Genomic DNA, 12,879 nt, shown 5'->3' with positions numbered 1-12,879 from the left:
CAAAGCCTCCCACTTGGGAGGCTTTTTTGTTTTAGTTGCACTAAGCAACTTATTTTTGGAATGAGGAAACCAAAATGACCAACGATGTTTTAAACGCGCTCAGACACGATATTAACGAAATAGACTCTGATCTATTGGTGTTATTAGCTAAGCGCCGCCGTATTAGCCACGGTGTTGTTGAGTATAAAATTGCGAATAACAAACCGATTCGTGATGAAGCGCGCGAACTAGCCTTACTCGAAAAGCTGATTGGTTATGGCAAGTCGCTTGGTCTAGATGCGTATTATGTAAATAACGTTTTTCAAACCATTTTGGAAGACTCTGTGCTGCATCAACAGGCCATGCTGCAAAAAAACTTAAACCCCGATGCATTAAGCGAAACACATCGCGTTACTTACTTAGGCGGGCAAGGCACGTACAGTCAACTAGCATGTCATAAATACTTTAGCCGCCGCCCTGGCAAGTTAGTCGAAATTGGCTGTACCTCGTTTGATGAAATTACGGGCAAAGTAGAAAATGGCCAAGCAGATTTTGGTTTGCTGCCTATAGAAAACACCAGCTCGGGCAGTATTAACGAAGTATTTGATTTATTACAACATGCTCAAGTATCAATTGTAGGTGAAGTTACACACAGTGTAGAGCACTGCTTACTTGCCACCCCAGATACTGAATTAAACCAAGTAACTAAAATTTATGCCCATCCTCAGCCATTTGCTCAATGTAGTCGCTTTTTACAAGGCCTCGGTGATTTACAACATGAAACCTGTGATTCAACCTCAAGTGCTCTTCAGTCAGCTTTAAATACGCCAAATAGTGCGGCTATTGGCTCAGCGCAGGCAGGTAAAAACGTTGGTCTTGAAGTGATTAAATCAAACCTTGCGAATCAAAGTGAAAACCACAGCCGCTTTATCGTTGTGGCGCGCAAACCTCTGCAGGTATCTAAACAAATACCGACTAAAACCAGCCTTATTATGGCCACTAAACAACAAGCAGGTTCATTGGCTGATGCGTTAATGGTGTTTAAGCAACATCAAATAAACTTAGTTAAACTAGAGTCTCGTCCTGTACCGGGTAACCCGTGGGAAGAAGTGTTTTATGTAGACTTAGAGGCAAACCTTGCCGATAGCCAAGTACAACATGCCCTAGAGGAGCTAAAAGAGCATACTCAATATGTGCGCGTTTTAGGCTGTTATCAAAGTGAGTCTTTACAAGCTGTGAGTGTAAATACCTAACCTAACACGCAAATACTAAAAAGGGCCTAAGTAGGCCCTTTTTTAATCGCTGATTTAAAATGCTTTCAACGTATAGCTTAAGTAACTACACATTTTTAACCCTTTTAATCTAATACCTTGGCGTCATTTGCTTTATTTAGCAGGCTACGGCTTTGCGTCAAAAAGTGCGCGGTCGAGTCTGAAAAATACGCTTTAGCATCAGCAAATGCATCGATGAGTGCGCCTTTATCTCCCGCTTTTAGCTTTTCAAGAGTTTGTGCAAAGGTCTCTTGATACTGCGCTAATAAACTCTCAACATTATCAAACTGGGCCAACATTATATCTGAATATAGCTCAGGAGATTGCGCAAATAAGCGCCCTACCATCATCAGCTCTAACTGATAAATAGGAGACGAACAGCTCCTTAGTTCCTCAAGCGTATGGCTTTGCTTTGCTAAAAACTGCCCATAAACAAAGGTCGTTAAGTGGCGCATTACTTGTATTATTTGCATAGCTTCATCATGCTTTTTAGCATCTAGCTCAACAAGTTGGCAACCCCATACTTGTAACTGCTGCAGTAAGCCTTTTGCAGCATCATGCGCTCGGCCTTCACACACAACAACGGTTTGTTTAACCCAGTGAGAAATATCAGGGCCAAACATAGGGTGTAAACCAACAACGGGCCCAGAGTGCGCCGCCTTTAATGCCTTAATGGGTGATTGCTTAACTGAGGTAATATCAACAAGCAAACAGTCATCATCAAGTTTAGGTAGCTTAGCAACAACGGCCTCAAGTGCATTGATAGGCACGCTGATCATCACTAATTTTGCGCCAGCTAAAACGGCTTTAGCATCGTTTTGCTGATCTTTATCTAAAATTTTAACTTCATAACCTGAACGAATAAACTGCTGAGCAAATAACTGGCCCATTGCCCCTTGCCCACCTACAATTACAATAGGTGATAAATCAGGGGCTGCACAGGCAAGTTTAGCTTGTTGGTTTTGATAGGCTTCGCGCATCATGCGCCTTAATATGTCTTCAACAAGTTCAGGGCTGACTCCTTGTTTAATCGCTTCATCACGTCGAGCAGCTAGCAAAGTAGCTTCTCTTTCAGGGGCATGCAGGGGGGCGCCATTTTGCTGCTTAATAGCACCAATTTTTTGGGTTATTGCATTTCGCTTTGCAAGTAAAGCAACTAATTGCGCATCGCACTCATCTATGCCATCTCGTAATTGTGATAAATCACTTAATTCAGCCACGTTTCTCATTCCACCTATAAACAACTCATTTCGTAAATATATATTTACATTTAAGTAAACTAATCAATACGTTAAATACTAACAGGATCAAGTATGGGTTAAAAGGCTAATGTAACAACGCGAGTGAAGATTACTTAATACAGAGGGATGCTTTTGTGAAGAGGTAGTATGTTATTTAATGCTTGAAAACCAAAACGGGTTGCAACCGTGAGGCTGCAACCCGTTTTCTTTGCGTTGATAAACAGCGCGTATTAGTTAAGTTTTTCTCTAATACGTGCAGATTTACCAGAACGCTCACGTAGGTAGTAAAGCTTAGCACGACGAACCGCACCGCGACGCTTAACTGTTACGCTATCAATAAGAGGGCTGTGCGTTTGGAATACACGCTCAACACCTTCACCGCTCGAAATTTTACGAACTGTGAATGCTGAGTGAAGACCACGATTACGCTTAGCGATTACAACACCTTCAAAGGCCTGTAGACGCTCTTTGTTACCTTCTTTTACACGTACCTGTACAACTACTGTATCACCAGCGCCGAATGCTGGTACGTCTGTTTTAAGCTGCTCTTCTTCAAGCGCTTTAATAATATTTTGGTTTACTTTTGCCATTATGTTTCTCACTTTCCTAGGTGTAACTGTCTTCTAGCCACAAGCTTTTTGGTACTCTTGCTGAAATTGTGCGAGTAATACCGCTTGCTCCTCAGTCAGAGCTAGGTTATGCAACAAGTCAGGACGTCGTAGCCAAGTTCTGCCTAATGACTGCTTAAGCCGCCATTTTGCAATCTCTTGGTGGTTTCCACTGAGTAGTACAGCAGGCACCTGTTTGTCGTCCAATGTTTCTGGCCGTGTATAGTGAGGACAATCTAGCAAGCCATCCGAAAATGAGTCTTGCTCTGCTGACTGGTTATGACCTAACACGCCTGGCACTAATCGCGCTACTGCATCAATTAATGTCATGGCAGGTAATTCACCACCACTCAAAATAAAATCACCAATTGACCATTCTTCATCAACGTATGACTCTATTATTCTCTCGTCTATACCTTCATAGCGACCGGCAATCAAAATCAGCTTTTCAGAGTTTGCGAGTTCGCTAGCCCCTTGCTGATCTAATTTGCGCCCTTGCGGGGACATATAAATTACTTTTGCGCCATCACCTGCCGCTTTTTTAGCGTCAAGAATGGCTTGTTTTAATGGTTCAACCATCATTAACATACCTGGGCCGCCCCCGTAAGGACGGTCATCTACGGTTCTGTGCTTATCTAAAGCATAGTCACGTGGATTCCAGCAGTTAAAGTCAATTAAGCCATTTTTCACTGCGCGACCAGTGACACCTTGGTGTGTAATAGCATCAAACATGTCTGGAAAAAGGCTTATCACCCCTACCCATAATGAACTAGTTTGAGTCATTAAAACCCAGGATCCCAGTCTACGGTAATTTCTCTCGCTTCGTATTTAACTTCTTTAATTACTGAATCAGTTAAAAAAGGAATCAAACGCTCAGCTTGACCAAATGCATCTTTACTGTTTGCCTTAACAACCAGTACGTCATTCGATCCTGTCTCCATCAGGTCATCAACAGTGCCTAAATTGTAACCTTTATCAGTTACAACCGACATGCCAATGAGATCTCGCCAATAAAACTCGCCTTGCGGGAGTTCTGGTAATTGCGCTGAATCAACAGATATTTCTGCATGGGTATAAGCCATTGCTTCGTCTCTGTCGTTTACTTGTGCAATTTTAGCGATAAAGCCTTTGTTGTGGCGACGCCAGTCGACCACTTCTAAGGTCTGCCATTTACCTTGTTGCCCTATCAACCACGGGCTGAAATCGAAGATCCCTTGGGGATCATCAGTAAATGAATGTACCTTAAGCCAGCCCTTTATACCATATGGGGCACCGAGCTTTCCTACGACAATAATTGATGAGGTGTTCTCTTGACTCATGGTTACACTTACGCCTATTAAGCCGCTTTACGAGCGTCTTTAACTAACTTAGCTACACGATCAGAAAGACCTGCGCCCTGACCTACCCAGTGATCAACACGAGGTAAATCTAAACGAAGTTTTTCTTCTTGACCTGAAGCAATTGGGTTAAAGAAACCAATTTTCTCGATGAAGCGACCGTCACGCGAGAAACGGCTATCCGCAACCACAATTTGATAGAAAGGGCGTTTTTTAGCGCCACCACGTTGCAAACGAATAGTTACCATACCGTCCTCTAAATAGATTGACTGTTTTCATTAATAAGATTTACTCCCCAGTATGGGGAGCTGGGGAATTGTACGAGTTTTTAGCAACAATGCAAGTAAGAAGTGAAGCAAAAAGCCACTTTAGTAGGTTAAATTGTGATCTGAGCCACAATTAATAGATTATCATGCACCACGCGCATAATTTATTCAACAAAAAAGGGCCAATTAGCCACGGCTAGCGCATTTTAATCCCAGATTCTAACAGGGTTGAGCGATAATCATCGTCTAGCCCTGCCATTTTCTTTTTTCTCGCCATACTGGCTGTTTTAGTTGTATCTTGTTTAAATAACGCCATGGCTATTTTTCTCATTACGTTAAAAACAAGGGGTCCTTGCTTCTTACGGATTCTTGATTCATCTTCCCTAAAGTTCATATCCAACATCCAATGCATACTTTCAACCTGCCAGTGGCTTCGTACCGCATTAAGAGCTTGCTCCGCACCTAACGCTAACGAACTAATATACCAACGCGTTTCTATCGTGTCTGTACCTGATGATTTATCGTGAACCTCAGCGGTTACTTGAATAACACTCTTTAAGCCAGACCATTGGTAGATTTTATCTAACCAGCTTTTATCAATAAGCAATTGCTGACAAACCCTTGTTTCAATGCGCCCATGCCCTGAGCTTATTTCGGTATGTTTATCATAGTTGCTATTGGTCAATCCTTCGCGCTCACTCTTGTGCCACCAAGCTTCTAATTCACTCTGCATACCTGAATGGTTACCTTTGAGCGCTAGGATATAATCAGCTTTTTGTTTAATTATTTGTTTCGCTATTTCTTGCTGGCAGCCCATAGCATCAAGTGTAATGATGCTATTTTCAATATCTAGCATGGTGAGTAACTCAGGTATGGCTGTGATTTCATTTGTTTTGCTATCAACGGCTGTTTGCCCTAAAACTAACTGGTGTTGGCAGCTCCATGCACTGACGGTATGTAAAGCACTTTTTCTATCTTTGGTTGTAAATGAACGACGTGCAGTTTTTCCATCCATAGCAATAATATCAGCACCCGTGGTTTCAATAAGTGAAGATATCCAAGATTGAAATGCATGCTCTATTTCATCTGATTTTAACCGACAAATGACACGGGCTATGGTGTCGTGTCTTGGAATACCCGCGTTGAAAGCGCCATATCTTTTTAACCAATCAAGTTTTAGATGCCCAAAGTCTTCAATATCCTCCCATCCTTGTGCACCGGAGATTACTGCACTAATGGCTAAAAGGAGAATATCGATAAGCTCATGCTTTTTACAGCGTTCAATGCGAGGATCGGTAATTGAATTAAAGTGTTTCAGAAAAGTAGCGCTCATATTTTACGTGACCAAGGTGATTATTATGCCTTGATCTGATCACTACATATTCTATAAGTTCAATTTATAATGATCTTGCCGTGGCCAATTAGCCCTTTTGTTATACATTATATAGCGGCTATTTAAGCGCTATATTAAAATTTAGGGCCACCGCCACCCATCATTCTAGGTGGTAACATGCCTTTCATGCCGCGCATCATTTTTTGCATGCCGCCTTTACCTTTCATTTTTTTCATCATTTTTTGCATTTGCGTAAACTGTTTTAGCAGTTTATTTATCTCTTGTACCTGTGTACCAGAGCCTGCGGCTATGCGCTTTTTACGAGAGCCTTTAATAATCTCAGGGCGCGCACGCTCTTGTTTGGTCATAGAGCTGATGATTGCTTCCATTTGAATGAAGGTTTTGTCACCCATTTGACCTTTTACCGCATCGGGTAAGTTTTGCATACCAGGCAGCTTATCTAGCATCGACATCATGCCACCCATATTTTTCATTTGCTTTAATTGCTCTGCAAAATCATCAAGGGTAAAGCCGTTGCCTTTAAATACTTTTTCGGCGACCTTAGCTGCTTTTTCCTTATCGACTTTCATTTCGACTTCTTCGATTAATGAAAGTACATCCCCCATGCCTAAAATACGCGATGCGATACGATCTGGATGGAACGGCTCTAGTGCATCTGTACGTTCACCCACACCCATAAATTTAATTGGCTTGCCGGTAATATGACGAATAGATAAAGCAGCACCACCGCGTGCATCACCATCTGTTTTAGTTAAAATAACACCGGTTAGAGGTAGCGCTTCATCAAATGCTTTAGCGGTATTCGCCGCATCTTGACCCGTCATTGCATCAACCACAAATAATGTTTCGATTGGGTTGATTGCTTTATGAAGGTCTTTAATTTCGCCCATCATTTCGTTATCTACGTGCAAACGGCCGGCGGTATCGACTAAAACTACGTCTATAAATTTCTTTTTAGCATGAGAAATAGCAGCGGTGGCGATATCTACTGGTTTTTGCGAAATATCACTTGGGAAAAAATCCACGTCAACTTCGCTGGCAAGTGTTTCAAGCTGTTTAATAGCCGCCGGACGGTATACATCGGCACTAACAACTAGCACTGACTTTTTCTTACGCCCTTTTAAAAACTTAGCAAGCTTACCAACACTGGTTGTTTTACCCGCACCTTGTAAACCAGCCATCATAACAACGGCTGGCGGCTGTGCATTTAGGCTAAGCTCTTCGTTGGCTTCACCCATCGCTTTTTCAAGCTCTTCGCGCACTATTTTTATAAATACTTGGCCAGGGCTTAAGCTTTTAGTTACTTCAACACCTACGGCACGTTCTTTAACTTGCTTTACAAACTCGCGAACAACAGGCAGCGCAACGTCAGCTTCTAAAAACGCCATACGTACTTCACGTAGCGTGTCTTTAATGTTGTCTTCTGTTAAACGGCCGCGGCCACTAATATTTTTTAAGGTTTTACCTAATCGTTCTTGGAGGTTCTCAAACATGTAACGGTTCCGATAAGACGTTTATATTGACCCAATAAGCTCACGCTTATTTGCATTTTACTTATTAGATGGGAGCAATAGTATTAAATTTCAATTAAAAACAGTATACCGTAAATGATGGCGCACAATACAGTATTGAAGCACAGCTTATTGAGTTTCTTTTTTTAGGTCTATGCAATTGCTTTGCTATAAAATACAATGTGCTTATAACAACAAGAATTATTTGACTCTAATTATAAGTGGCCCAAGCACAATGCTGATTATTAGTTTAACTATTATTGCCAGTTTATTTTATGTGTTAGCAACGTCTCACGTGTTAACACGCCTGTTTCATCAACAAGGCCCCAGCCAAAAGGTAACGGTTATTTTAAGTACCATGGCTATACTAGCGCACATGCTGCTGTTGGTTAATTCGGTGTTTCGCTCCGACGGGCAAGATTTAAGTATTGTTAATGTTGCACTGCTGACCTGCTGGGTTATTGTGGTGTCGGTTACTGCGGTGTCGTTAAAGTTCCCTGCTACATTGCTGTTACCGGTTGTCTATGGCTTTGCAGCCCTACTCACCATTGCGAGTTTGTTTATACCGCACCATATTTTATTACAAAGCTTTAATATTGAAATAGGCCTTATCACACATATATCGCTATCACTGTTAGCATATTGCGTGTTAATTATTGCCACTTTATACGGCGTGCAGTTTTACTTTATTGATAAACGCTTAAAACGTAAAGATTTAGCAATTGTGCATAGTCATTTGCCACCATTAATGGTGGTAGAACGTCAGCTCTATCAACTATTAAACTTAGGTACGGTGTTACTTACCTTTGCCTTATTAACAGGGTTTGTGTTTTTAGATGGGATGTTTGCAAAAGAATTTATCCATAAAACCATTTTATCGCTTGTCGCATGGGTTATTTTTGTCACTGTTGCGCTTGGGCACATGAAAAAAGGCTGGCGTGGTAAACCTGTGGTTATTACCATCATGGTCGCTGCATTTATCCTCACACTTGCTTATTTTGGCAGCCGTTTTATACAAGAAGTGGTGTTAAATAAGTTTTAACTTGACTCTGTCAGCTCACTCTAGCTTAATACGCATTGGTTTATAAAAAAAGGATCCATCGTTGGACGACATATCGACAAGTACCTTGTTTATCATTTTAGGTTTATTGGTGCTTTTTTCTGCTTATTTCTCGGGTTCAGAAACCGGGATCATGTCAATTAATCGTATACGCTTGCGCCACCTTGCAAAAGAGGAACATCGCGCAGCTAAACGAGTCAGTAAATTACTTAGCCGTCCTGATAGACTCATTGGCCTAATATTAATTGGTAACAACCTTGTAAATATCGCTGCCGCCCAGGTAGCCACTATCATTGGTATTCGTTTATACGGTGATTTAGGTATTGGTATTGCAACCGGTGTGTTAACGCTAGTGGTACTAATATTTGCAGAAGTAACCCCAAAAACGCTTGCTGCGTTGTATCCTGAAAAAGTAGCCTTTCCAAGCTCTATTATTCTCAAAGGGTTACTCAAAATACTATTCCCATTTGTGGTTGTTGTTAACTGGATGACCAACGGTATTTTACGTCTATTTGGTATCAGCTCAGCACAAATAGATGAGCACAGCATGAGTAAAGAAGAACTTAAAACAGTGGTAAATGAGTCAGGCGCATTACTGCCAGCTCGTCACCAAAGCATGCTGACCTCTATTTTAGACTTAGAGCAAGTGACCGTTGAAGATATTATGATACCTCGTAACGAAATAGTGGCGATTGATATTAACGACGATTGGAAGCTCATTAGCCGCCAATTAACTCATGCTCAGCACACCCGTGTATTACTTTATCGCGACAATATTGATGACGCGGTAGGTTTTATCCATTCGCGTGACGCTCTTCGTCTTTTAACCAAAGAGCAATTTGATAAACCGTCATTATTGCGTGCAGTACGTGAGATTTACTTTATTCCTGAGGGGACGTCCCTAAATACCCAGCTATTAAAGTTCCAACAATCAAAAGAGCGTATTGGTATAGTGGTTGATGAATATGGCGACATACAAGGTCTCGTAACCCTTGAGGATATTCTTGAAGAAGTGGTTGGCGATTTTACTACCACGCAAACACGTACGCCAAGTGAAGAAGTGACCACACAAAGCGATGGCTCTTACCTTGTAGATGGCGGCGCTAACGTGCGCGACCTAAACAAAGAGATGGGCTGGGAGTTTCCTCTTGATGGTCCTAAAACACTCAGCGGTTTAATTGTAGAATACCTAGAAGATATTCCAGATGCTAATTTAAGCCTTAAAATAGCCGGCTACCCTGTTGAGGTGTTAGAGGTAAAAGAGAATATGATAAAACAGGTAAAAATTAAGCCAAATCAACGTAAGTTGTAAGTGTAAATAATGCATTAAAAAAAGGAGCCTTGGCTCCTTTTTTTGCTTTTAAGATATGTAGTTAGCCAAAAAGCAGTCGCTCAAACCAGCCTTTATCAAGCTCCTCTTCACAACGTTTAAGCTGCGCACCATAACGGCTTGCGCGGTGTTTTACTTTATTAGCAACACTCATTAGCCACTTTTTCTTTTTATAGGTACCGCGTTTATAACCGCCCCACCCTTCGTGATAATTTAAGTATTGGGCGTAAGCATCCCACTTAGAGATACCATTTACTTTATGTGTTTTATGAACAAACCATGCCATAAAGTCGATTGCATCGTCAAAATCATCTCTATCAGCCCCACTGTTACCCGTTTCACGAATATAGTCAGACCAAGTTGGAGTTTTTGCTTGTGAGTACCCGTAAGCATCACTGGCACGCCCAGTTGGAATTATCCATAAAAAATACTCCATGGGTGGTGCGGCATCATGACGAAACGAACTTTCTTGGTACATCATGCTCATAAGAATATGTTTAGGTGAGCCCCATTTTTCTTGTGCATCTTTTGCATCTAAGTACCAGTCTGACTTTTCTTCAAAAATTTTACAAAGATCATTAGGTTGCTTTGGCGGCGCAGTGGCACACCCAGCTAAAGAGAGGGCAAAAGATAAAATAATTGCATTTTTTTTCATTTTTATAAGATCTCACTGAACTTTTTAAAAAAGCGTGGGTCTGAGTATATGAATGCAGCAGTATAGCATTGTTTCATCCCTGAAGAATATTTACGCAGCCACCTTGGGCTGCGTTTTTTTTGCTTAAAAAAACTTAAGCAGATGCTTTGGCATTAAAATATTCATCTAAAAAGTCAGTAAAGCTTAGCGTGTCGGCGCGCTCTATTTCTTCTCGCGCTTTATCTGAGAGAACAACTTGTTGCTCTAGCCATTCTTTAGAAAACACATTGTAGTTGGCTTGTGCATGGCTTTGCTTATATTTATTAGCCAATTGAATAGCAAATAAACCGTTATCTATACCCGCACTTTCTAGCTCGCGCACATAACGCCCTGAAAAAGTCAGCGCTGGGTTATCAACCCAAGTAGCCATTTGTGCGATGGTTTCGCTGTAATAGGTCACTCCATACGCCTTATCCATATGCTCAGCGACTTCACTTAGTTGGTCAAAAATTTCTCTCCCCCAACTTTGTAACGTACGCTGTTGGTTGTTGTCGTTAAGCATAACACCTAACTGACGCCCCTGATTAACCACTGTATCTAAATTCTCAGTGCTGCGGGCTTGCTCTTTCCACTGCATTTCTGGAGAGTCTTTTAACAAACAATACGTTAAAAACACATCTAAAAAATGAATTTGCTCTATATCAATGCCCGTTTCACTAAACGGGTTTACATCCAGCGCTCTAATTTCAACATACTCAATACCTGCTCTTAATAATGCATCCGTTGGTTTTTCACCACTTTTAGCATTACGTTTAGGACGGATCGGCGAATAAAATTCGTTTTCGATTTGCAGAATATTTTTATTAAGCTGCTTAGGTGTTGCTGTGGTGTAGTCATTAATATCGCCGTATAAGTCAGAAGGCGTGTTGATTGCTTTTTTAAGCCCAGCAACGTACTCATCAAGCGAGTTATACATTACGCGTAATGAAGATTGCGCACTGTTGGTGTAACCTAAATCACCCAAGCGTAGCGCGGTTCCTGCTTCTAAATAAAGTGTGCCTTTACCTAGCTTTTTAAACGGTAGGTCAGTTTTGCGACCTTGTAAAAAAGAATTACATAATGCAGGTGAGGCACCAAACAAGTAACTAATTAACCAAAGCTCGCGTTTGAAATTACGAATAAGCGCTAAATAACCATCCGAAATAAATGCTTCTAGGCTTTGCTCACTTTGCTTTAAGGTGTGTAAAGATTGCCAAAATGTTTCTGGAAAAGAAATATTAAAATGAACACCCGCAATCGCTTGCATCATACTACCGTAACGGTTTTTTAATCCTTCACGGTATAGGGTTTTCATACGCGCAGTATTTGAGTTACCAAATTGAGCCAGTACGATATCGTCTTGATCTTCAATAAAGCATGGCATACTGATGGGCCATAAAAGCTCATCACCCATGTGCTCAAGTGTAAACTTTTGCAGGTCTTTTAATTGCGCTAAGGTTTCTGTCGCTGATTCACTAACAGGGGTAATAAATTCAAGTAATGACTCTGAAAAGTCGGTAGTAATATGTCCGTTTGTTAATGCACTACCTACGCCTTTAGGATGTCCTAAAGTGGAAATGGCGCCATTACCTTTAATACGCAACGACTCTCGCTCAATACCACGTTTGATCCCTTTAATTGCGTGCTGATGCGGTGTTGCTGATAACGCGTTTAGCGCGCTAGATAAATCATGTATAGTCAAAAAATGCTTCCTCGGCCACGTGGCTTAATCTTAGGGTTATGGGGGCTAATTGCCCATACTCAAGATTAAATTGTTAAGAACAATATAATTTTTCAAAATTTTTAGCTATTTACCCTGTTGAGCATGCGCTTGATACAATAAGCATCAACCAACAAGCTAATCTTGCCACTGCTCACGCTAATATACAATCGCTTTGCTAGGGCGTGTTGGCCTTTGTGAATTGAAATTTGTCCAAACTAAGGGCGATTCAATTGCGGCGCGATATTTGTAACCTAATGGGCTCGATAACTGCCCTGCGTTATTCTAATGACTTACCTCCATGTAAGAATAAGTAAAAACCGAACAAAGCTTTCGCGTCCTGCTCTTACCCCTTGCCTAAAAACCAAACATACTGCTGTAAATTCAGCCACCAAAAACCCTCACGCCCCAAACATAAAGACCCTGAATTAATAGATTACACTTCATAAGCTTTAACATTTTAAACGCAGTATTTGATATAGATCATAAAAAGTCGCAATTTTGATGACAATTTTATTTAGCGCAGCGC

At 41.2% G+C, this 12,879-nt stretch carries 12 protein-coding genes; 3 read left to right on the top strand and 9 right to left on the bottom strand.

From position 1 onward, the window contains the following. The first annotated feature begins 74 nt into the window (after positions 1–74). On the top strand, positions 75–1,232 hold the full coding sequence (locus VOI46_RS04975) for a chorismate mutase (protein WP_004587322.1): 1,158 nt from the start codon (positions 75–77) through the stop codon (positions 1,230–1,232). 104 nt (positions 1,233–1,336) lie between these two features. On the opposite strand, the gene tyrA is transcribed toward VOI46_RS04975, so the two are convergent. The 7 genes from tyrA to ffh all read right to left on the bottom strand — a co-directional run bounded on the left by tyrA (position 1,337) and on the right by ffh (position 7,549). Then, positions 1,337–2,470: a bifunctional chorismate mutase/prephenate dehydrogenase gene (gene tyrA, locus VOI46_RS04970; protein ID WP_039972221.1), complete on the bottom strand. Its 1,134-nt coding sequence runs from the start codon at positions 2,468–2,470 to the stop codon at positions 1,337–1,339. 251 nt (positions 2,471–2,721) lie between these two features. After that, positions 2,722–3,081, bottom strand: coding sequence for a 50S ribosomal protein L19 (gene rplS, locus VOI46_RS04965; protein WP_004587324.1), 360 nt, complete (start codon positions 3,079–3,081; stop codon positions 2,722–2,724). A 33-nt stretch (positions 3,082–3,114) separates the two neighbouring features. Beyond that, the gene (gene trmD, locus VOI46_RS04960) at positions 3,115–3,882 is read right to left on the bottom strand and encodes a tRNA (guanosine(37)-N1)-methyltransferase TrmD (protein WP_004587325.1); all 768 of its coding nucleotides are present in this window, start codon (positions 3,880–3,882) and stop codon (positions 3,115–3,117) included. After that, positions 3,882–4,418: a ribosome maturation factor RimM gene (gene rimM / locus VOI46_RS04955; RefSeq protein ID WP_004587326.1), complete on the bottom strand. Its 537-nt coding sequence runs from the start codon at positions 4,416–4,418 to the stop codon at positions 3,882–3,884. Before rimM ends, trmD begins: the two co-directional genes overlap by 1 nt. A 17-nt stretch (positions 4,419–4,435) precedes the next feature. Continuing rightward, the gene (rpsP, locus tag VOI46_RS04950) at positions 4,436–4,684 is read right to left on the bottom strand and encodes a 30S ribosomal protein S16 (RefSeq protein ID WP_004587327.1); all 249 of its coding nucleotides are present in this window, start codon (positions 4,682–4,684) and stop codon (positions 4,436–4,438) included. 214 nt (positions 4,685–4,898) lie between these two features. Next, positions 4,899–6,035 (bottom strand): ISAs1 family transposase, encoded by a 1,137-nt coding sequence (locus tag VOI46_RS04945; protein ID WP_024602346.1) that lies wholly within the window; start codon positions 6,033–6,035, stop codon positions 4,899–4,901. Positions 6,036–6,169: 134 nt separating this feature from the next. Next, positions 6,170–7,549, bottom strand: a complete 1,380-nt coding sequence (gene ffh, locus VOI46_RS04940) for a signal recognition particle protein (RefSeq protein ID WP_004587328.1) — start codon at positions 7,547–7,549, stop codon at positions 6,170–6,172. A gap of 253 nt (positions 7,550–7,802) precedes the next feature. Between ffh and ccsA the strand changes: the two genes are divergently transcribed. Together ccsA and VOI46_RS04930 are read left to right on the top strand one after the other, a co-directional pair. Further along, positions 7,803–8,609, top strand: a complete 807-nt coding sequence (gene ccsA, locus VOI46_RS04935) for a cytochrome c biogenesis protein CcsA (protein ID WP_004587329.1) — start codon at positions 7,803–7,805, stop codon at positions 8,607–8,609. Between the two features lie 61 nt (positions 8,610–8,670). After that, positions 8,671–9,939, top strand: a complete 1,269-nt coding sequence (locus tag VOI46_RS04930; protein ID WP_004587330.1) for a CNNM domain-containing protein — start codon at positions 8,671–8,673, stop codon at positions 9,937–9,939. 61 nt (positions 9,940–10,000) lie between these two features. Here the strand turns inward: VOI46_RS04930 and VOI46_RS04925 are convergent, their stop codons facing one another. Together VOI46_RS04925 and gshA are read right to left on the bottom strand one after the other, a co-directional pair. Next, a complete protein-coding gene (locus tag VOI46_RS04925) occupies positions 10,001–10,612 on the bottom strand; it encodes a transglycosylase SLT domain-containing protein (RefSeq protein WP_004587331.1) in 612 nt (203 codons plus the stop codon). A 133-nt stretch (positions 10,613–10,745) separates the two neighbouring features. Continuing rightward, entirely contained in the window at positions 10,746–12,332 is a 1,587-nt protein-coding gene (gshA, locus tag VOI46_RS04920; RefSeq protein ID WP_004587332.1) for a glutamate--cysteine ligase, read from the bottom strand. Positions 12,333–12,879 lie beyond the last annotated feature (547 nt).

Origin of the sequence: Pseudoalteromonas sp. CuT4-3 (assembly GCF_035666335.1) — a bacterium.
GTDB classification, from domain to species: Bacteria; Pseudomonadota; Gammaproteobacteria; order Enterobacterales; family Alteromonadaceae; genus Pseudoalteromonas; species Pseudoalteromonas atlantica.
Note: the sequence above shows the minus strand (reverse complement) of the source record. Positions and strands in the feature narration are given on the sequence as shown.

Excerpts from the sequence above, each read along its gene's own strand:
- VOI46_RS04925 (WP_004587331.1), bottom strand. The coding sequence starts at position 10,612 with ATGAAAAAAAATGCAATTATTTTATCTTTTGCCCTCTCTTTAGCTGGG.
- VOI46_RS04945 (WP_024602346.1), bottom strand. The coding sequence starts at position 6,035 with ATGAGCGCTACTTTTCTGAAACACTTTAATTCAATTACCGATCCTCGC.
- rimM (WP_004587326.1), bottom strand. The coding sequence starts at position 4,418 with ATGAGTCAAGAGAACACCTCATCAATTATTGTCGTAGGAAAGCTCGGT.
- ffh (WP_004587328.1), bottom strand. The coding sequence starts at position 7,549 with ATGTTTGAGAACCTCCAAGAACGATTAGGTAAAACCTTAAAAAATATT.
- rpsP (WP_004587327.1), bottom strand. The coding sequence starts at position 4,684 with ATGGTAACTATTCGTTTGCAACGTGGTGGCGCTAAAAAACGCCCTTTC.
- trmD (WP_004587325.1), bottom strand. The coding sequence starts at position 3,882 with ATGACTCAAACTAGTTCATTATGGGTAGGGGTGATAAGCCTTTTTCCA.
- ccsA (WP_004587329.1), top strand. The coding sequence starts at position 7,803 with ATGCTGATTATTAGTTTAACTATTATTGCCAGTTTATTTTATGTGTTA.
- rplS (WP_004587324.1), bottom strand. The coding sequence starts at position 3,081 with ATGGCAAAAGTAAACCAAAATATTATTAAAGCGCTTGAAGAAGAGCAG.
- VOI46_RS04975 (WP_004587322.1), top strand. The coding sequence starts at position 75 with ATGACCAACGATGTTTTAAACGCGCTCAGACACGATATTAACGAAATA.